15 protein-coding genes are annotated in these 19,519 nt (G+C 64.1%); 12 read left to right on the top strand and 3 right to left on the bottom strand.

From position 1 onward, the window contains the following. Positions 1-32: 32 nt before the first annotated feature. The 7 genes from WK25_RS11060 (at position 33) to WK25_RS11030 (ending at position 9,929) form a co-directional block, all read left to right on the top strand. Positions 33-1,796 (top strand): acetolactate synthase 3 catalytic subunit, encoded by a 1,764-nt coding sequence (locus WK25_RS11060; RefSeq protein ID WP_040144686.1) that lies wholly within the window; start codon positions 33-35, stop codon positions 1,794-1,796. Positions 1,797-1,907: 111 nt separating this feature from the next. Further along, positions 1,908-2,399: an acetolactate synthase small subunit gene (gene ilvN / locus WK25_RS11055; protein WP_034207977.1), complete on the top strand. Its 492-nt coding sequence runs from the start codon at positions 1,908-1,910 to the stop codon at positions 2,397-2,399. Between the two features lie 103 nt (positions 2,400-2,502). Then, a complete protein-coding gene (ilvC, locus tag WK25_RS11050) occupies positions 2,503-3,519 on the top strand; it encodes a ketol-acid reductoisomerase (protein ID WP_069241584.1) in 1,017 nt (338 codons plus the stop codon). A gap of 1,191 nt (positions 3,520-4,710) precedes the next feature. Next, on the top strand, positions 4,711-6,423 hold the full coding sequence (ltrA, locus tag WK25_RS11045; RefSeq protein WP_069241983.1) for a group II intron reverse transcriptase/maturase: 1,713 nt from the start codon (positions 4,711-4,713) through the stop codon (positions 6,421-6,423). A 116-nt stretch (positions 6,424-6,539) separates the two neighbouring features. Then, complete coding sequence (locus WK25_RS11040; protein ID WP_006491035.1) at positions 6,540-7,184, top strand: phosphatidylserine decarboxylase; 645 nt, start codon at positions 6,540-6,542, stop codon at positions 7,182-7,184. Between the two features lie 16 nt (positions 7,185-7,200). Beyond that, positions 7,201-8,073, top strand: coding sequence for a CDP-diacylglycerol--serine O-phosphatidyltransferase (gene pssA, locus WK25_RS11035; RefSeq protein ID WP_040144684.1), 873 nt, complete (start codon positions 7,201-7,203; stop codon positions 8,071-8,073). Positions 8,074-8,384: 311 nt separating this feature from the next. After that, complete coding sequence (locus WK25_RS11030) at positions 8,385-9,929, top strand: 2-isopropylmalate synthase (RefSeq protein ID WP_040144683.1); 1,545 nt, start codon at positions 8,385-8,387, stop codon at positions 9,927-9,929. A gap of 79 nt (positions 9,930-10,008) precedes the next feature. Here the strand turns inward: WK25_RS11030 and WK25_RS11025 are convergent, their stop codons facing one another. The 3 genes from WK25_RS11025 to WK25_RS11015 form a co-directional block, all read right to left on the bottom strand. Continuing rightward, positions 10,009-11,559 carry a SulP family inorganic anion transporter gene (locus tag WK25_RS11025; RefSeq protein ID WP_069241583.1) on the bottom strand — a complete coding sequence of 517 codons (1,551 nt, stop codon included), beginning with the start codon at positions 11,557-11,559 and terminating at the stop codon, positions 10,009-10,011. A 38-nt stretch (positions 11,560-11,597) separates the two neighbouring features. Beyond that, complete coding sequence (locus WK25_RS32410; RefSeq protein ID WP_040144681.1) at positions 11,598-12,239, bottom strand: carbonic anhydrase; 642 nt, start codon at positions 12,237-12,239, stop codon at positions 11,598-11,600. A gap of 394 nt (positions 12,240-12,633) precedes the next feature. Beyond that, on the bottom strand, positions 12,634-13,146 hold the full coding sequence (locus tag WK25_RS11015; protein WP_040144680.1) for a hypothetical protein: 513 nt from the start codon (positions 13,144-13,146) through the stop codon (positions 12,634-12,636). Positions 13,147-13,331: 185 nt separating this feature from the next. Between WK25_RS11015 and WK25_RS11010 the strand changes: the two genes are divergently transcribed. The 5 genes from WK25_RS11010 to tpiA all read left to right on the top strand — a co-directional run bounded on the left by WK25_RS11010 (position 13,332) and on the right by tpiA (position 19,476). After that, positions 13,332-14,591 (top strand): branched-chain amino acid ABC transporter substrate-binding protein, encoded by a 1,260-nt coding sequence (locus tag WK25_RS11010; protein WP_069241582.1) that lies wholly within the window; start codon positions 13,332-13,334, stop codon positions 14,589-14,591. A gap of 119 nt (positions 14,592-14,710) precedes the next feature. Further along, positions 14,711-14,980 (top strand): 30S ribosomal protein S15, encoded by a 270-nt coding sequence (gene rpsO / locus WK25_RS11005; RefSeq protein ID WP_006398792.1) that lies wholly within the window; start codon positions 14,711-14,713, stop codon positions 14,978-14,980. Positions 14,981-15,274: 294 nt separating this feature from the next. Continuing rightward, positions 15,275-17,419: a polyribonucleotide nucleotidyltransferase gene (gene pnp / locus WK25_RS11000; RefSeq protein ID WP_069241581.1), complete on the top strand. Its 2,145-nt coding sequence runs from the start codon at positions 15,275-15,277 to the stop codon at positions 17,417-17,419. A gap of 143 nt (positions 17,420-17,562) precedes the next feature. Beyond that, a complete protein-coding gene (locus tag WK25_RS10995; RefSeq protein WP_069241982.1) occupies positions 17,563-18,582 on the top strand; it encodes an NAD(P)H-quinone oxidoreductase in 1,020 nt (339 codons plus the stop codon). 138 nt (positions 18,583-18,720) lie between these two features. Beyond that, positions 18,721-19,476, top strand: coding sequence for a triose-phosphate isomerase (gene tpiA, locus WK25_RS10990; protein WP_059546422.1), 756 nt, complete (start codon positions 18,721-18,723; stop codon positions 19,474-19,476). The last annotated feature ends 43 nt before the right edge of the window (positions 19,477-19,519 follow it).

Below are 19,519 nucleotides of genomic sequence, written 5' to 3'. Positions count from 1 at the left end.
TCAATTTTTTGCCGAAAATTCGAAAGGTCAAAATGAACATGCCCAGCGCGGAATTCTCCACGTCGGAACCCCTTTCCCCTCCCGATAGCGACTCCATCGGCGCCACCGTGCTCATGAAGGCACTGGCCGACGAGAACGTCGAATTCATCTGGGGTTACCCCGGCGGCTCGGTACTCTACATCTACGACGAGCTTTACAAGCAGGACAAGATTCAGCACGTGCTGGTGCGCCACGAGCAGGCGGCCGTGCACGCAGCCGACGCGTATGCGCGTTCCACCGGCAACGTCGGCGTCTGTCTCGTGACGTCCGGCCCCGGCGTCACCAACGCGGTGACCGGCATCGCGACGGCGTACATGGATTCGATCCCGATGGTCGTGATCAGCGGCCAGGTGCCGACTGCCGCGATCGGCCAGGACGCGTTCCAGGAGTGCGACACGGTCGGCATCACGCGTCCGTGCGTGAAGCACAACTTCCTCGTGAAGGACGTGCGCGACCTTGCGGAAACCGTCAAGAAGGCGTTTTACATCGCCCGCACCGGCCGTCCCGGCCCGGTCCTGATCGACATCCCGAAGGACATCTCCAAGACGCCGTGCCAGTACGAGCCGGTCAAGAGCGTGTCGCTGCGTTCGTACAACCCGGTCACGAAAGGCCATTCGGGCCAGATCCGCAAGGCCGTGTCGCTGCTGCTGTCGGCGAAGCGTCCGTACATCTACACGGGCGGCGGCATCATCCTTGCCGACGCGTCGCGCGAGCTGAACCAGTTCGCGGATCTGCTCGGCTACCCGGTCACGAACACGCTGATGGGCCTCGGCGGCTATCGCGCGTCGGACAAGAAATTCCTCGGCATGCTTGGCATGCACGGCACCTACGAAGCGAACATGGCGATGCAGCACTGCGACGTGCTGATCGCCATCGGCGCCCGCTTCGACGACCGCGTGATCGGCGATCCGGCGCACTTTGCGTCGCGGCCGCGCAAGATCATCCACATCGACATCGACCCGTCGTCGATTTCGAAGCGCGTGAAGGTCGACATCCCGATCGTCGGCGACGTGAAGGAAGTGCTGAAGGAGCTGATCGAGCAGCTGCAGACGGCCGAGCACGGCCCCGACACCGAGGCGCTCGCGCAATGGTGGAAGGACATCGAAAGCTGGCGCGCGAAGGACTGCCTGAAGTTCGACCGCGAAAGCGAGATCATCAAGCCGCAATACGTGGTCGAGAAAGCCTGGGAGCTGACGGACGGCAACGCGTTCGTGTGCTCGGACGTCGGCCAGCACCAGATGTGGGCCGCGCAGTTCTACCGTTTCAACAAGCCGCGTCGCTGGATCAACTCCGGCGGCCTCGGCACGATGGGCTTCGGCCTGCCGGCAGCGATGGGCGTCAAGATGGCGCACCCGGACGACGACGTGCTGTGCATCACGGGCGAAGGCTCGATCCAGATGTGCATCCAGGAGCTGTCGACCTGCCTGCAGTACGACACGCCCGTGAAGATCATTTCGCTGAACAACCGCTATCTCGGCATGGTTCGCCAGTGGCAGCAGATCGAATACAGCAAGCGCTATTCGCATTCGTACATGGATGCGCTGCCGGACTTCGTGAAGCTCGCCGAAGCGTACGGCCATGTCGGCATGCGGATCGAAAAGACTTCGGATGTGGAGCCGGCGCTGAAGGAAGCGCTGCGCCTGAAGGACCGCACCGTGTTTCTCGACTTCCAGACCGATCCGACCGAAAACGTCTGGCCGATGGTACAGGCCGGCAAGGGCATCACCGAGATGCTGCTCGGATCGGAAGATCTGTAACGGCGCGACGCGCGCCCGGGCCCGAGCGGCCGCCTTCACGAAGGGCGGTGTGGCATCGGGCGGCGCGCGGCGCGAGTGAATCGACACGGACACATTCTGGAAGAAGCGAACATGAGACACATCATTTCCGTCCTGCTGGAGAACGAACCGGGCGCGCTGTCGCGCGTGGTCGGTCTGTTTTCCGCACGCGGCTACAACATCGAAACCTTGACGGTGGCGCCGACCGAAGACCAATCGCTGTCGCGGCTGACCATCGTTTCCATTGGCTCGGACGACGTGATCGAACAGATCACGAAGCATCTGAACCGCCTGATCGAGGTGGTGAAAGTGGTGGACCTGACCGACGGTGCACACATCGAACGCGAGCTGATGCTGATCAAGGTACGTGCAGTGGGCAAGGAGCGCGAAGAAATGAAGCGGATGTCGGACATTTTCCGCGGCCGCATCATCGACGTGACCGAAAAGACCTACACGATCGAATTGACGGGCGCGAGCGACAAGCTCGACGCATTCATCCAGGGGCTGGACGCCACCGCGATCCTCGAGACCGTGCGGACCGGCAGCTCCGGCATCGGACGCGGCGAGCGCATCCTGAAGGTGTGATGCCGATATTGCAACAAGGCACGCCGGGTGCGCCGTCATGTCCCGGCCCGCAGTACCCCATCCGAACGAATTGTTGAATTTTTGAATTAGCGAAGGAACCATCATGAACGTTTTCTACGACAAAGACGCCGACATCTCCCTCATCAAGGGCAAGCAAGTCACGATCATCGGTTATGGCTCGCAAGGCCATGCACACGCACTGAACCTGAAGGACAGCGGCGTGAACGTGACGGTCGGCCTTCGCAAGGGCGGCGCGTCGTGGAGCAAGGCCGAGAACGCAGGCCTGTCGGTCAAGGAAGTCGCGGAAGCGGTGAAGAACGCAGACGTCGTCATGATGCTGCTGCCGGACGAGCAGATCGCCGACGTCTACGCGAAGGAAGTGCACGCGAACATCAAGCAGGGCGCGGCGCTCGCGTTCGCACACGGCTTCAACGTCCACTACGGTGCGGTGATCCCGCGCGCCGACCTCGACGTGATCATGATCGCGCCGAAGGCGCCGGGCCACACCGTGCGCGGCACGTACTCGCAAGGCGGCGGCGTGCCGCACCTGATCGCGGTTGCGCAGAACAAGTCGGGCGCGGCACGCGACATCGCGCTGTCGTACGCAGCAGCGAACGGCGGCGGCCGTGCCGGCATCATCGAGACGAACTTCCGCGAAGAGACCGAAACCGACCTGTTCGGCGAGCAGGCCGTGCTGTGCGGCGGCACCGTCGAGCTGATCAAGGCTGGCTTCGAAACGCTGGTCGAGGCAGGCTACGCGCCGGAAATGGCGTACTTCGAGTGCCTGCACGAGCTGAAGCTGATCGTCGACCTGATCTACGAAGGCGGCATCGCGAACATGAACTACTCGATCTCGAACAACGCCGAGTACGGCGAGTACGTGACGGGCCCGCGCATCGTCACGGAAGAGACGAAGAAGGCGATGAAGCAGTGCCTGACCGACATCCAGACGGGCGAGTACGCGAAGAGCTTCATTCTCGAGAACAAGGCAGGCGCGCCGACGCTGCAGTCGCGCCGTCGCCTGACGGCCGAGCACCAGATCGAGCAGGTCGGTGCAAAGCTGCGCGCGATGATGCCGTGGATCGCGAAGAACAAGCTCGTCGACCAGACGAAGAACTAAGCACCGACAGAAGCAAAACGTGCTGTTCCGGCCCTTCGAGTGGAGGGTCGGTATCAAAAAGCCGTCCGAAGGCAGCAGTGCCCCGGGCGGCTTTTGCTATCCTACGGGCTTTGGTGCGACACGCACGCTCGTGTCCGGGCAGTCCCAACGTAAGGGACATCGACTAGCGGTGTTAAGGAGGCGTCAGTACGAGCCTTACCAGCCGCGAAAAGTGCAATGTGGGCCTCATGAAGCCCGGCAGCCTTTGCACTTCTGGTAACGAGACGAACCCGGTATGGGTATGCCGGGTATCGCCATAGGCGATGTCCGGTGTGCTGAACTACGCCGGACTTCGCATTGCATTGACCTGATTACCGTCAGGTTCCGCCCAGTCAGCGGCTTCATCTCCGCTGACCAAGCGGAGTGGGGTATGCAAATCCCGCGCCCTCGGGCTACGGATTCGTTGCGCGATACGAGCGATAGCTCGGTGTGTCATTGTTCGGCCTCACCAGCAGTAAGGGTGAGTGAAGGGAACCTGCTGTACGACCAGCAGTAGCCTAGGAAGACATGCGTCACTGGTAACGGTGGGGTGTGAAGCTCTTCTGACAATGTAGCCTCCGGAAGTTTCGGGCATGCATGAGTCGCGAGACACGTGCGTGGAGACTCCCAGCAGCGATGGGGTCAAGGAGCTAGGCTGACCGACATGGTTAACGTAAGTGAACTGCTGATAAACCTCGTAAGTAGTGGAAGTGCCTAAGCTGCTGTCAGGCATGAACCAAAAGGTGTGCGGTCGGATAACCCGTTCAAAGCTCGGGTTACGTCGTCGCTGGACCGCCGGGGGAGAGGCAGAACCTAAATCGGTCGTGTGACATGCCGGGAACGTGGTAAGCCCGTATTGCTGCCAACGCGTGAGCGCTGGCAGGCGAACCGTGAGGAACGCTGTTGGCAGTGCGGGTATGGGAGGACGGAGAAAGCGAACGCCGGGCTGTAATGGTCCGGATAGAGGTTGAAACATCACCTCACGCGAAAGCGGGCAGACTTCCGTCTGGTCTACCGTCGCAAGACGGCTGACTAACCCTCAAGCTGAAATTGTGATTGCTGGTGGCTTCTTAGTCATCAGTGTTGTTCTTTTCCCTTGTGGGAGCAAAACGCTCCCGCAAGGGGCGTGTTGCTTTCCGCGAAGGGATTCACTTCTTTGAGCAGGAGAGCAGCATGAAAGTATCTGCCCGTGAGGGTGGGTCTGCGCTCTCCCACGCGCTGGACCACTGGCACGACGTCGATTGGCGTCGCGTGGAACGGAACGTGAGAGGGATGCAGATTCGAATTGCGAAGGCAACGCGGGAAGGTGACTGGCGCAGGGTGAAAGCCCTGCAACGGATGCTGACCCGCACGTTGTCCGCGAAGTTGTATGCGGTACGACGTGTTACGCAAAACCAAGGTGCGCGAACGGCTGGAGTCGATCGCGAACTGTGGGATACGCCTGAGAGCCGATGGGAAGCTGTCGGCAAGTTGAAGCGGCGCGGATACAAGCCTCTGCCATTACGGAGAGTCTTTATCCCCAAGGCCAATGGGAAGTTACGCCCTCTGGGCATACCGACCATGCGGGACAGGGCGATGCAAGCCCTGTACTTGCTGGCTTTGGAGCCGGTGTCGGAATCGACGAGCGACCCGAACTCATATGGGTTTCGGGCCAACCGCTCAACGGCCGACGCTATGTCGCAGTTGTTTGTCTCGCTGTCTCAGAAGGCTTCGGCCCAATGGGTCTTGGAGGCAGACATCAAAGGCTGCTTCGACTACATCAACCATGACTGGCTGGTGAACCATGTCCCGATGGACAAGGAGATCCTCCGCAAGTGGTTGAAGGCTGGCCTGATTTACAAGGGGCAGCTACAGGCAACCGAGGCCGGTACGCCACAGGGAGGCATCATTTCCCCGACGCTGGCCAACGTGACGCTGAACGGGTTGGAGCGTGAACTGATCGAGCACTTGCGTGCGAGATTCGGGATCGCGAAGGCCAAGAAGTTGAAAGTGAATGCAGTGCGGTACGCGGACGACTTCGTGATCACCGGTGACTCGCAAGAGATGCTGGCGAACGAGGTTAAGCCTTGGGTTGAAGCATTCCTTGCGCAGCGAGGACTGCAACTTTCCGAGGAAAAGACGCGCATCGTGCACATTGACGAAGGCTTCGATTTCCTTGGGTGGAATTTCCGGAAGTACTCGGGAACGCTACTCATCAAACCGAGCAAGAAGAACGTGCAGACGTTCTATCGCAAGGTTGCGGAAACGATCGGCGGTAACAAGGCGGCAAAGCAGTCGGACCTGATTCGATTGCTGAGTCCGATGCTACGAGGGTGGGCGCAGTATCACCGCCCCGTGGTGGCAAAGCAGGCGTACAGCCGCATGGAGTCTTTGGTCTTTCAGAGGCTCTGGCGGTGGGCGAGGAGGCGGCATCCGAAGAAGAGGGCTGACTGGGTGAGAAAGAAATATTTCCACACGGTTGGAACTCGACACTGGGTATTCGCTGTCCGAGCGGTTCGCGAAGACGGTAGTCAGGGGCTGAATGAGCTGTACCACCTCAGTGGTACGGAAATCAAACGGCACAAGAAGATCAAGGGTGGCTACAACCCCTTTGATCCGGAGTGGGAGCAGTACGGCGAGCTATTGCGGCAGGAGCGAATGGGAGACACCATGCGCTACCGAAAACAATGGGCGAGCCTGTACATGTCGCAGGGCGGGTTGTGTGCGCACTGTGGCTGTGCCCTGTCGGACGAGACCGGATGGCATGACCATCATCTGGAATACCGGATGCATGGCGGCACCGATGCTCTCTCCAACCGGGTTTTGCTTCACCCCGACTGTCACCGGCAGGTGCACGCCGGTAAAATTGCGGTAACTAAGCCGGTCCGACCCCAGGTCGGACTTTGATCGACATGTAGGCTCGAGCCGTATGCGGGGAAACTCGCACGTACGGTTCCTAGGGGGCCCCTTCTCCGCAAGGAGAGGGGGCTACCCTACCAATTCACCGAACACCGAACGAACCCATGAACTATCCTCATCCGATCATCGCGCGCGAAGGCTGGCCGTTCATCGCGATTGCAGCCGTCATCGCGTTGTTGATCCACGCCGTCGGGGGCTTCGGCTTTGCGTGGCCGTTCTGGCTGCTGCTCGTCTTCGTCGTCCAGTTCTTCCGCGATCCGCAGCGCCCGATCCCGGCGCAGCCGAACGCGGTGCTGTGCCCGGCGGACGGCCGCATCGTCGCGGTCGAGACCGCGCAGGATCCGTACGCGAACCGCGAAGCGCTGAAGATCAGCGTGTTCATGAACGTCTTCAACGTGCACTCGCAGCGTTCGCCGGTCGACGGCGCGATCTCCAAGGTCGAATACTTCCCGGGCGCGTTCCTGAACGCGGCGATCGACAAGGCGTCGACCGAGAACGAGCGCAACGCGGTCGTGATCCAGACCGCAAGCGGCAAGACCGTTACGTCCGTGCAGATCGCCGGCCTGATCGCACGCCGGATCCTCTGCTACGTGCGCGCCGGCGAGCCGCTGTCGCGCGGCCAGCGTTACGGTTTCATCCGCTTCGGTTCGCGCGTCGACGTGTATCTGCCGCTCGGCAGCCGCGCGAAGGTGTCGATCGGCGAGAAGGTCTACGCGTCGTCGACGATCCTCGCCGAGCTCGAACAGTAAGCGGCGGGGACGCACGATGGCCGCATTCAAACCGCGCCGGCCGCGCAACGGCACCAGCCAGACGCCGCGCCCGTTCCGCCGCAACAAGGTGCTGGCAGCCGATCCGGTGCCGAGCGAAAGCCGCCGTGCCGCGCGCCAGCGGTTCCTGAAGACGCGCGGCATCTACCTGCTGCCGAACGCGTTCACGACCGCCGCGCTGTTCTGCGGCTTCTTCGCGGTCGTGCAGGCGATGAACGTGCGCTTCGAGATCGCCGCGATCGCGATTTTCGTCGCGATGGTGCTCGACGGAATGGACGGGCGCGTCGCGCGGATGACCCACACGCAAAGCGCGTTCGGCGAACAGTTCGACAGCCTGTCGGACATGGTGTCGTTCGGCGTCGCGCCCGCGCTCGTCATGTACGAATGGGTGCTGAAGGATCTCGGCCGCTGGGGCTGGCTCGCGGCGTTCGTCTACTGCTCGGGCGCCGCGCTCCGGCTCGCGCGCTTCAACACGAACATTGGCGTGGTCGACAAGCGCTTCTTCCAGGGGCTGCCGAGTCCGGCCGCTGCCGCGTTGATCGCCGGCTTCGTATGGCTCGCGACCGACAACCGCGTGCCGATGAAGCTCGGCTGGCTGCCGTGGGTCGCGTTTGCGCTGACGATCTACGCGGGCGTGACGATGGTGTCCAATGCGCCGTTCTATAGCGGCAAGGCGCTCGACGTGCGGCACCGTGTGCCGTTCGCGGCAATCCTGCTGGTCGTCGTCGCGTTCGTGCTCGTGTCGTCCGATCCGCCGCTGATGCTGTTCTGCCTGTTCGTTCTGTACGGGCTGTCCGGCTACGTGTTCTGGGCCTACCAGGCCATGCGGGGGCGGGCGAATCCCGCGCGCTCGTCGCAGCGCGATCATTGACGCGCAACCTGCGCGGAAACGGCGGCTTCGGGCCGCCGTTTTCATTTGCCCCCTTTTCGCATCCGCGGCCCGTCCCCCCAGGCGTCGTCCGATTGCGCCCCCGGCGGAATGTCGCTATAGTCTTTGGCATGACTGCATTTCCCCGCCTCTCCCTCCTTCTAGCCGGTGCGCCGCTACGCGCGCTAGCTGTGGCGCGCCTGCCGCGCTGATCGTTCTCGCCCTCCGTCAAGCCTCGTCTGTTGTTGAGCGTCGCCAGCGGTGGCGCGATCTCGTTACGTTTGATTCCCGTATAAAGAGCCCTGGAGCCCCCCATGACAGACAAGCTGATCATTTTCGATACGACGTTGCGTGACGGTGAACAATCGCCCGGCGCGTCGATGACGAAGGAAGAGAAAATCCGCATCGCGAAGCATCTCGAGCGGATGAAGGTCGACGTAATCGAGGCCGGCTTCGCGGCCAGCTCGAACGGCGACTTCGACGCGATCCACACGATCGCCGGTCTCGTGAAGGACAGCACGGTCTGCTCGCTGGCGCGCGCGAACGACAAGGACATCCAGCGTGCGGCCGACGCGCTGAAGCCAGCCAATAGCTCGCGGATCCACACGTTTATCGCGACGTCGCCGCTGCACATGGAGAAGAAGCTGCGAATGACGCCCGACCAGGTGTTCGAGCAGGCACGGCTCGCGGTGCGCTTTGCGCGCAAGTTCACCGACAACGTCGAATTCTCGCCGGAAGACGGCAGCCGTTCGGACCTCGACTTCCTGTGCCGCGTGCTGGAAGCCGTGATCGACGAAGGCGCGACGACGATCAACATTGCCGACACGGTCGGCTATGGCGTGCCGGAGCTGTACGGCCATCTCGTGAAGACGCTGCGCGAACGCATTCCGAACTCGGACAAGGCGATCTTCTCCGTGCACTGCCACAACGACCTCGGGATGGCCGTCGCGAACTCGCTCGCCGGCGTGAAGATCGGCGGCGCGCGGCAGGTCGAGTGCACGATCAACGGGCTCGGCGAGCGCGCGGGCAACACGTCGCTCGAGGAGATCGTGATGGCGGTGAAGACGCGCAAGGACTACTTCGGCCTCGACGTCGGCATCGACACGACGCAGATCGTGCCGACGTCGAAGCTGGTGTCGCAGATCACCGGTTTCGTCGTGCAGCCGAACAAGGCCGTGGTCGGCGCGAACGCGTTCGCGCACGCGTCGGGTATCCACCAGGACGGCGTCCTGAAGGCCCGCGACACTTACGAGATCATGCGCGCGGAAGACGTGGGCTGGACCGCGAACAAGATCGTGCTCGGCAAGCTGTCGGGTCGCAACGCATTCAAGCAGCGCCTGCAGGAGCTCGGCGTGTCGCTCGACAGCGAAGCCGAACTGAACGCCGCGTTCATGCGCTTCAAGGACCTGGCCGACCGCAAGGCCGAGATTTTCGATGAAGACATCATCGCGATCGTCTCCGAAGAATCCGCGCTCGCGCAGGAGCAGGAGCACTTCAAGTTCGTGTCGCTGTCGCAGCGCTCCGAAACCGGCGAGCAACCGCAGGCGAAGGTCGTGTTCGCGGTCGATGGCAAGGAGGTGACGGGCGAGGCGCGGGGCAACGGCCCGGTCGATGCGACGCTGAATGCGATCGAGAGCGAAGTCGGGAGTGGTTCCGAACTGCTGCTGTATTCGGTGAACGCGATCACGACCGGTACGCAGGCGCAGGGCGAGGTGACGGTGCGGCTGTCGAAGAGCGGCCGGATCGTCAACGGCGTCGGCACCGATCCGGACATCGTCGCGGCGTCCGCGAAGGCGTATATCGCCGCGCTGAACAAGCTGCACTCGAAGGACGACAAGCTCAACCCGCAGCGCGCATAAGCGCCGCGCGTCGAGCGCGTGCAACACCTGAAACGCCCCGTGCGGCCTTGCGCCGCCCGGGGCGTTTTTCATGCATCGATCATTCGGCGGCCGGCGTGCGGAACGACCAGCGGCGCGCGGCCGGGCTCGCCGCCGGGTTGCGCCGGCGGAACTCGACCACGATCCCGCGCCGAGGCGCATCGGCGATGAACGCGTCGAGCAGCTCGAGCACGTCGTGGTCGATGTAGTCGGCGCGCGTCGCGTCGATGATCACGGCCGCGCGATCCGGAATGTGGCGCAGGTGATGCTTGACCTGCACCTTGCCGAGGAACGACACGTCCTTGCGGAACGACAGCAGGAAGTGGTCGTCGTGCTGCGCGAGCGTGACGGGGCTCTTCAGGTTGGCGACGGCGACTGCAAGCACGCTGCATGCAAGGCCCACGGCAATGCCGAACAGCAGGTCGACCGCGAGCACACCCGCGATCGTCGCGGCGAACGGCACGAACGCAGCCGGGCCTTGCTTCATCACCGAGCGGAACAGCGCCGGTTTCGCGAGCTTCAGACCGGTGTGGATCAGGATCGCGGCCAGGCTGGCGAGCGGGATCAGGTTGATCAGTCCGGTGAGCGCAAACACACTCGCAAGCAGCAGGATTCCGTGCACGATCGCCGACATCCGGCTTTGCGCGCCGGCGTTGACGTTGGCCGAACTACGCACGATCACCGACGTGATCGGCAGGCCGCCGACGGCGCCCGCGACGAGGTTGCCGACGCCCTGTGCCTTCAGCTCGCGGTCGGGTTGCGTCGGCCGCCGCTTCGGATCGATCTGTTCGACCGCTTCGAGGCACAGCAGCGTCTCGAGACTCGCGACGACCGCAAGCGTGATCGCGACGCGCCATACGTCCGGATTGGCCAGTTGCGCGAAGTTCGGGCCGAGCTCCGCATGCTTGAGCGATGCCGCGAGCGCCGCGAACGAGTCGAATTCGGGAAGCGTGACGCGATGCGCGGCGCCCGGTGCGGCCGCCGGTGCGATCGCGCCGAGCAAGAGCGTCGCGCCGATGCCGAGCACGACGACCGCGAGCGGCGCCGGCACCGAGCGCACCCACGCGAAGCGCTTGAGCGCCGGCGTGTCCCACGCGATCAGCAGCGCGAGCGACGCGAGCGCGATCGCCGTGGCGGCCCATGCGGCCGGCAGATGCGGCCACGAAGCAAACGATTGCGCGGCCGGGCCGCCGATACCGAACGCGAACGGAATCTGCTTCACGATCAGCAGCAGGCCGATCGCGGCGAGCATGCCTTTGATGACCGGCGACGGCACATACGCGGCGAATCGGCCGGCGCGCAGCATGCCGAAGCCGAATTGCAGCACGCCGGACAGCAGCACCGCGAGCAGGAACGCGGAAAAGCTGCCGAGTTGCGCGATTCCTTCGACGACGATCACGACGAGGCCGGCGGCCGGGCCGCTGACCGACAGCGACGAGCCGCTCAGCAGCGCGACGACGATGCCGCCGACGATGCCCGACACGAGCCCGGCAAACGGTTCGACGCCGGACGCATTCGCGATGCCGAGACATAGCGGAAGCGCGACGAGGAAAACGACGATGCCGGCGACGATGTCGCGCGGCAGGGTGGACAGATGCTCGTTCAGTTTCATGGTTGGGGCGATTTCACGGGCGTTGGGGGCGGTGTGGATCAGTCGAGCGCGGCGGCCGCGGCAAGCTGTTCCGGCTCGGTTTCGACAGGCGGCGCGGTGTAGCCGGAGTCCAGCTCCTTCAGACGGCCGTCGGCAAGCGAGAAGATCCAGCCGTGGACGAGCGGCGGCCGCTGGCGGCCCTGCACGATCGGCGATGCGCGCAGCAGCCGCACCTGCTCGAGCACGTTGAGTTCGGCCAGCCGGTCGGCGGCAGCGATGTCGTCGAGGCCGTCGAGCGCGTCGCGATGGCGGCGCGCAAGCCCGCAGAGCGGCGCGATGCGCCGCGCAACGTGCGGCAGGTCGGCCGGCGGCGGCAGCAACGACGCGCGTACGCCCCCACAGCCGTAGTGACCGCACACGATCACATGGTCGACCTCGAGTACGCGCACGGCGTACTCGAGCACGCTTGCGGAATTGTCGTCGTCGGGATGGAACAGGTTCGCGATATTGCGATGGACGAACAACTCGCCGGGCACGCTGTGCGTGATGGTTTCAGCCGGCACGCGGCTGTCCGAGCAGCCGATCCACAGCACGCGCGGATTCTGGCCGCGCGCGAGCGCGTCGAAGAAGCCGGGCGTATGTTCGCGCGTCTCCCGGGCCCACGCGATATTGGCAACCAGCATGCTCTTGGGGCGGTTCATGAGGACTCCTTTCTGGTTGAAACAAATAAATGAAAACCGGACGAAGGGGAGCAATAGGATGCTTTCTAAATTGAAAGGTTCAATTTCGACTGATATTAGGGGTATGCCCTAGCATTCGGGGTTACTGATACAAATTGTTTCAAGTCGATCGGGCGCGGTGCATCGCATGCACCAATCGAACGCATGACATGTATGGCGAGTGCCTGTTTCGGGCCAGCCCGCGCGGGCCGGGGAATCGGGCGAGGTGACTGTTGCGCGGGCGGCATCGGCCGGAAAGCATTACCGCGCCGCATTGCCGCTTAATCGAAAATGACGGGAAATAAGAAATGGCCATTCACGCAACAATTCGTAAATGGCCATTGTGAAAATTGCGCGTAAATGCGCAATCCGGCGATCAGAACAGATTGCGACGATCGGGGTCGTGCAGCGGATCCGGCGTTTTCTGGGTAGTGCGCAGGATGCCCTGCGGATCGAAGTAGAAGCTGTACATCATGTACCAGACGTTGTCTTCGAGGTACCGGTAGGTCCACACCTCGCGCTTCATCAACGGGAAGTAGGACGTCTCGACCGGGCGGCCGAAGTTCACGAGCACGTCCGTCTTGGTCCACTTGCCGATCTCCGCGCGATAGAACTCGCTCGGCTGCAGCACCTGGCGCACGTTGACGATCCGGTGGCTCGCGTCGACGTCGGCCGCGATCGTGATCTCGCCCATCGGCTGGGTCGGCCACATCAGGCGCTTGCCGCCTCCGGGCAGATCGTAGATCTCGCGCGGCGGCCCCATGCGCGCGACGATCGCCGACTCGTCCTGACCGGCCTGGTATTGCTGCCACGGTTGTGCGCAGCCGGCAAGCAGCGCCGCCGCGCAGGCGGCCAGCACCGGCAGGCGCACGGAAATGCGAATGCGCATGGGATTCTCCAGAACTAGAATTCGCTGACCGCTCAGTTGTATCACGGACGGCGCGTAGCCGTGCATCCTGCCGCAAAAATCGGTGCGGATCACGCGCGGCGTGTCGTGCAGCGCGATGCTTGCGGGCGCCGGCGACGACGGCCTATGATCCGCGCTTTCCGGACAGATTGAAGGACAGGTGGCCGATGCAGTTGTGGAAACGATGCGCACTCGCATTGAGTGCCGGATGGATGATGGCGTCGTCCGCGTTCGCGGCCGGCGAGCCGGTGCGGATCGCGCTGATCGAAGGGATGTCGGGCCCGTTCGCGAACGCGGGCGCCGCGGTCGAGCGCAACCTGCGCTTCGGCATCGAGAAGATCAATGCGGCGGGCGGCGTGAAGCTGCGCGACGGCGTGCATCCGCTCGAGCTGGTCGTGCTCGACAGCAAGGGCAGCCCGGAAGAGGCGCTCGTGCAGCTGCGCGCAGCGGCGGACCGGCACATCGGCTTCGTCGCGCAGGGCAACAGCTCGGCGGTGGCTGCCGCGCTCGTCGCGGCGCTCGACAAGCTGAACGCGCGCAACCCGGACAGCCGGATGCTGTTCGTCAACTATTCGGCCGACGATCCGGCGCTGACCGGCGCGCGCTGCAGCTTCTGGCATTTCCGCTTCGACGCGCACGCCGGGATGCGGATGGCCGCGCTCGCGGACGTGATGGCGCGCGATCGTGCGTTGCGCAAGGTCTATCTGCTGAACCAGGACTACAGCTTCGGTCACGACGTCAGCGCGCTGGCGCGGCAGGCGCTCGCCGAGCGGCGTCCCGACGTGACGATCGCCGGCGACGAATTCCATCCGATCGGCCGCATCAAGGATTTCTCGCCGTACGTCGCGAAAATCCGGGCGAGCGGCGCGGACGCGGTCGTGACCGGCAACTGGGGCAACGATCTCACGCTGCTTGTGAAGGCGGCGCGCGAGCAGGGGTTGAACGCGAAGTTCTACACGTTTTACGGCAACAGCCTCGGCGCGCCGGCCGCCCTGGGCGACGGCGGCGTCGGGCGGGTAGTGGCGGTCGCGGACTGGCATCCGAACGCGGGCGGTGCACAGTCGGACGCGTTCTATCGGGCGTTCCGGACCCGTTTCCCGGCTGCGCAGGACGACTATCCGGTGCGGCGGATGAGCCTGATGATCGAAATGCTTGCCACCGCGATGAACCGGGCCGGGTCGGCCGACCCTGTCGCGGTCGCACGTGCGCTGGAAGGGCTGGCGTTCGACGACGGCTTTCATGCGTCGACGATGCGCGCGCAGGACCATCAGTTGATCCAGCCCCTTTATGTGATGGAAATGGACAAGGCCGGCACGCCGGGCGTGCGGTTCGACAACGAAGGTTCGGGCTATGGCTTTCGCACGGTGCTGGCGGTGCCCGCGCAACGCACGCAGATGCCGTCGACGTGCTCGATGACGCGCCCGTGACAGCGGCCGGTAGGAACGGCGTGCAGTTGTGCTACAATGCCCGCCGGTTGTAAGTCACGGCACGGCCATTCTTCCGTGTCCGCGTGTTCAGTTAGCCAGTAGGAAATCAAGGAAATCACATGTCTGTTGCAGATATCAAGAAGTCGGAAGTCGTTGCTCAGTTCGCCCGCGGTACCAACGACACGGGTTCGCCCGAAGTCCAGGTCGCACTGCTGACCGCACGTATCGTCGAACTGACGGGTCACTTCAAGACCCACGCGAAGGACCACCACAGCCGCCGCGGCCTGCTGCGCATGGTGAGCCGCCGTCGCAAGCTGCTCGACTACCTCAAGGGCAAGGATGCCGACCGTTACCGCGCGCTGATCGAGAAGCTGGGTCTGCGTAAGTAATCGAGGCGATTGCCGCCAGCAAGATGCCTGTGTCAGTCCGCTGATGCAGGCATTTTGTTTTTGCGCGGTGCGTAGCGTCACGCGCACCGCAGGTCGTCCGGCACGTGGGTGCCGGGCTGCCGGAACGGCTGATACCGGGGTCGGGATTTGTGTCATTCCAGCGCGCTGCCGCTCGTCGAGCGCCGCGCTGGAATGGCATAAAAAACACACCTTGCTCCGGGTGATTCGGTCGGGACGCCGCCGCGCGGGATGGCCCGGGCGGCGAATGAAATGAATGAATTCAAAGGAGCAACCATGTCCATGTTCAACAAGGTCGTGAAGGAATTCCAGTGGGGCCAGCACAAGGTGCGCCTCGAAACCGGTGAAGTCGCCCGTCAGGCGAGCGGTGCCGTGATCGTCGACGTGGAAGACACCGTCGTGCTGGCAACCGTCGTCGGCGCGAAGTCGGCGAAGCCGGGTCAGGATTTCTTCCCGCTGACCGTCGACTACCTCGAAAAGACCTACTCGGCCGGCAAGATCCCCGGCGGCTTCTTCCGTCGCGAAGGCCGCCCGTCGGAACACGAGACGCTGACGTCGCGCCTGATCGACCGTCCGCTGCGCCCGCTGTTCCCGGAAGGCTTCTACAACGAAGTCCAGGTTGTGATCCACGTGCTGTCCGTGAACCCGGAAATCCCGGCGGACATCCCCGCGCTAATCGGTGCATCGGCCGCGCTCGCCGTGTCGGGCCTGCCGTTCAACGGCCCGGTCGGTGCCGCGCGCGTCGCATACATCGACAACGCGTACGTGCTGAACCCGACGCGTGACCAGCTCAAGGCGTCGCGCCTCGACCTCGTCGTCGCAGGCACGGAACGTGCCGTGCTGATGGTCGAATCGGAAGCCGACCAACTGCCGGAAGACGTGATGCTGGGCGCGGTCGTGTTCGGCCACGAGCAGATGCAGATCGCGATCGACGCGATCCACGAACTCGTGCGCGAAGGCGGCAAGCCGGAGTGGGACTGGCAACCGGCGCCGAAGAACGAGGCGCTGATCGCACGCGTGACGGAACTGGCGCACGCCGACCTGCTCGCGGCTTACCAGCTGCGCGACAAGCAGGCGCGCTCGACCAAGCTGAAGGAAGTCTACGCGGCGACTTCGGCGAAGCTCGAGGAAGAAGCGCTGGCGGCCGGCACGGTTGCGGCCGACAAGGCCACCGTCGGCAACATCCTGTTCGACATCGAAGCGAAGATCGTGCGTTCGCAGATCCTGAACGGCGAGCCGCGCATCGACGGTCGCGACACGCGCACCGTGCGTCCGATCGAGATCCGCACCGGCGTGCTGCCGCGCACGCACGGTTCCGCGCTGTTCACGCGCGGCGAAACGCAGGCGCTCGTCGTCGCGACGCTCGGCACGAAGGGTGACGAACAGATCATCGACGCGCTCGAAGGCGAATACCGCGAGCGCTTCATGCTTCACTACAACATGCCTCCGTTCGCAACCGGCGAAACGGGTCGCGTGGGCTCGCCGAAGCGCCGCGAAATCGGCCATGGCCGGCTGGCCAAGCGCGCGCTGGTCAAGTGCCTGCCGAGCGCCGACGAATTCGGCTACTCGATCCGCGTCGTGTCGGAAATCACCGAGTCGAACGGTTCGTCGTCGATGGCATCGGTGTGCGGCGGCTGCCTCGCGCTGATGGACGCCGGCGTGCCGATGAAGGCGCACGTCGCCGGTATCGCAATGGGCCTGATTCTCGAAGGCAACAAGTTTGCGGTGCTGACCGACATCCTTGGCGACGAAGATCACCTCGGCGACATGGACTTCAAGGTGGCCGGCACGGAGCACGGCGTGACGGCGCTGCAGATGGACATCAAGATCCAGGGCATCACGAAGGAAATCATGCAGGTCGCGCTCGCGCAGGCGAAGGAAGGCCGCATGCACATCCTCGGCAAGATGACTTCGGCGGTCTCGGGCGCGAACACGCAGCTGTCGGAATTCGCACCGCGGATGATCACGATCAAGATCAACCCGGAAAAGATCCGCGACGTGATCGGCAAGGGCGGTTCGGTGATCCGTGCGCTGACGGAAGAAACCGGCACGACCATCGACATCTCGGACGACGGCGTCGTCACGATCGCGAGCACGAGCAGCGAAGGCATGGCCGAAGCGAAGAAGCGCATCGAGCAGATCACGGCCGAGATCGAAGTTGGCCAGGTATACGAAGGCACGGTGCTCAAGCTGCTCGATTTCGGCGCGATCGTGAACCTGCTGCCGGGCAAGGACGGCTTGCTGCACATCTCGGAAATCGTCAACGAACGCGTGAAGGACATCAACGACTACCTGAAGGAAGGTCAGCAGGTGAAGGTCAAGGTGATCCAGACGGACGAGAAGGGTCGCGTCCGTCTGTCGGCGAAGGCGCTGCTGAACGAAGCAGCGGCGGCTTCGCAGTCGGATACGCCGCAGCAGTAAGCGGGCAGGCGTGAGAACGGCCGGCAGTGCGAAAGCGTGCCGGCCGTTTTTTCTGTAGCATCGTTGTGCGACGCAGCAGCGTCGGCGGCGCGACCGTGCGACGCACGGTGCGTCTCCCGATTCCGATTCTGGAGCGAATTCCCATGAAAGCCATCGAAATCACCGAATTCGGCGCCCCCGACGTGTTGAAGCTCGCCGAGCGTCCGCGCCCGGAACCGAAGCGCGGAGAAGTGTTGATCAAGGTGGCGGCTTCCGGCGTCAACCGGCCGGACGTATTCCAGCGCAAGGGCGCGTATGCGCCGCCGCCGGGTGCGTCGGATCTGCCGGGCCTGGAGGTCGCGGGCGAGATCGTCGGCGGCGACCTGTCGGATGCCGCGTTGAACCCGTTCGGGCTGAAGCTCGGCGATCGCGTCTGTGCGCTGCTCGCGGGCGGCGGCTACGCCGAGTATGCGGTCGCGCCGCTGCCGCAATGCCTGCCGGTGCCCGGCAGCCTCACCGACATCGAAGCCGCATCGCTGCCCGAGACGTTCTTCACCGTGTGGAGCAACGTGTTCGACCGTGCGCTGCTCGGCGCGGGCGAAGGCGGCGAGCACGAAACGCTCCTCGTGCAGGGCGGCTCGAGCGGGATCGGCGTGACGGCAATCCAGATCGCGCATGCGCTCGGCTTTCGCGTGTTCGCGACGGCCGGGAACGAAGACAAGTGCCGCGCATGCGAGGCGCTCGGCGCCGAGCGTGCGATCAACTATAAAACCGAAGACTTCGTCGAGGTCGTCAAGTCGTTGACGCACGATCGCGGTGTCGACGTGATTCTCGACATGGTCGCGGGCTCGTACGTACCGCGCGAGCTGTCCGCACTGGCGGATGGCGGCCGTCTCGTGCTGATCGCGCTGCTCGGCGGCGCGAAGGCCGAGGTCAACCTGAACGAGATCCTGCGCCGCCGGTTGACCGTCACCGGCTCGACGCTGCGCCCGCGGCCGGTCGAATTCAAGGCGCGGATCGCCGCGCAGCTGAAGGCGCGCGTGTGGCCGCTGCTCGAGGACGGGCGCATCAAGCCGGTGATCTACCGAGTACTACCGGCCGGCGAGGCCGCGCAGGCGCATGCGTTGATGGAAAGCGGCGAGCACATCGGCAAGATCGTGCTCGATTGGGGTAAGAACGCGTGACGGCGCGCGGCGGGCTTGACATGCGCGGTTTGACCGGTTCAACGCGCGCGCAGTAAAATCGCGGGTTTGCTTCGCCAGATCCAACCTGACGGCCGGGCTCCGGCGCGTTAATGACAAGATAGTGACGAGACAGACACGATGTCGAAACAACGAACAAAGCGAGTGATCGGCAACTGGAAGATGCACGGCCGGCTGGCCGGCAACCAGGCGCTGCTGAACGAAGTGGTGCAGGGCGCAGGTGCGGTGGCGGCGGAAACGTCGATCGGCGTGTGCGTGCCGTTCCCGTATCTCGCGCAGGTTCAGGCGCAGCTCGGCGGCGGCCGCGTCGCGTTCGGTGCGCAGGACGTGTCCGCGCACGAGCAGGGCGCATTCACCGGCGAGGTCGCAGCCGCGATGGTTGCGGAGTTCGGCGCGCAGTATGCGATCGTCGGTCACTCGGAGCGTCGCGCGTATCACGGCGAGCGCAACGAAACGGTCGCCGCGAAGGCGCAGCGCGCGCTTGCGGCAGGCCTCACGCCCGTCGTGTGCGTTGGCGAAACGCTCGCCGAGCGCGAAGCCGGCACGACCGAGCAGGTGGTCGGCGCGCAGCTCGACGCGGTGCTCGCGGTGCTGAGCGCCGAAGAAGCGGCTCGCATCGTCGTTGCCTACGAGCCGGTGTGGGCGATCGGCACGGGCAAGAGCGCGACGTCGGCGCAGGCGCAGGACGTGCACGCATTCCTGCGTGCGCGTCTCGCGGCGAAGGGGGCGGAGCACGTGTCCGTGCTATACGGCGGCAGCGTGAAGCCGGACAACGCGGAAGAGCTGTTCTCGCAGCCGGACATCGACGGCGGCCTGATCGGCGGCGCGTCGCTGAAGGCGGAAGATTTCCTGGCGATCTGCCGGGCCGCGCGTTGAGCGGTCCGCGATCGAATTGAACCATGATGGCGGCCGGTCGGTC

Source organism: Burkholderia latens, assembly GCF_001718795.1.
Lineage (GTDB): Bacteria > Pseudomonadota > Gammaproteobacteria > Burkholderiales > Burkholderiaceae > Burkholderia > Burkholderia latens_A.
The sequence above is the reverse complement of the archived record's forward strand: the minus strand, read 5'-3'. Positions and strand labels throughout refer to the sequence as shown.

Coding starts and splice junctions, on each gene's coding strand:
- WK25_RS11060 (WP_040144686.1), top strand. CDS start 33: ATGAACATGCCCAGCGCGGAATTCTCCACGTCGGAACCCCTTTCCCCT.
- ilvN (WP_034207977.1), top strand. CDS start 1,908: ATGAGACACATCATTTCCGTCCTGCTGGAGAACGAACCGGGCGCGCTG.
- ilvC (WP_069241584.1), top strand. CDS start 2,503: ATGAACGTTTTCTACGACAAAGACGCCGACATCTCCCTCATCAAGGGC.
- ltrA (WP_069241983.1), top strand. CDS start 4,711: ATGAAAGTATCTGCCCGTGAGGGTGGGTCTGCGCTCTCCCACGCGCTG.
- WK25_RS11040 (WP_006491035.1), top strand. CDS start 6,540: ATGAACTATCCTCATCCGATCATCGCGCGCGAAGGCTGGCCGTTCATC.
- pssA (WP_040144684.1), top strand. CDS start 7,201: ATGGCCGCATTCAAACCGCGCCGGCCGCGCAACGGCACCAGCCAGACG.
- WK25_RS11030 (WP_040144683.1), top strand. CDS start 8,385: ATGACAGACAAGCTGATCATTTTCGATACGACGTTGCGTGACGGTGAA.
- WK25_RS11025 (WP_069241583.1), bottom strand. CDS start 11,559: ATGAAACTGAACGAGCATCTGTCCACCCTGCCGCGCGACATCGTCGCC.
- WK25_RS32410 (WP_040144681.1), bottom strand. CDS start 12,239: ATGAACCGCCCCAAGAGCATGCTGGTTGCCAATATCGCGTGGGCCCGG.
- WK25_RS11015 (WP_040144680.1), bottom strand. CDS start 13,146: ATGCGCATTCGCATTTCCGTGCGCCTGCCGGTGCTGGCCGCCTGCGCG.
- WK25_RS11010 (WP_069241582.1), top strand. CDS start 13,332: ATGCAGTTGTGGAAACGATGCGCACTCGCATTGAGTGCCGGATGGATG.
- rpsO (WP_006398792.1), top strand. CDS start 14,711: ATGTCTGTTGCAGATATCAAGAAGTCGGAAGTCGTTGCTCAGTTCGCC.
- pnp (WP_069241581.1), top strand. CDS start 15,275: ATGTCCATGTTCAACAAGGTCGTGAAGGAATTCCAGTGGGGCCAGCAC.
- WK25_RS10995 (WP_069241982.1), top strand. CDS start 17,563: ATGAAAGCCATCGAAATCACCGAATTCGGCGCCCCCGACGTGTTGAAG.
- tpiA (WP_059546422.1), top strand. CDS start 18,721: ATGTCGAAACAACGAACAAAGCGAGTGATCGGCAACTGGAAGATGCAC.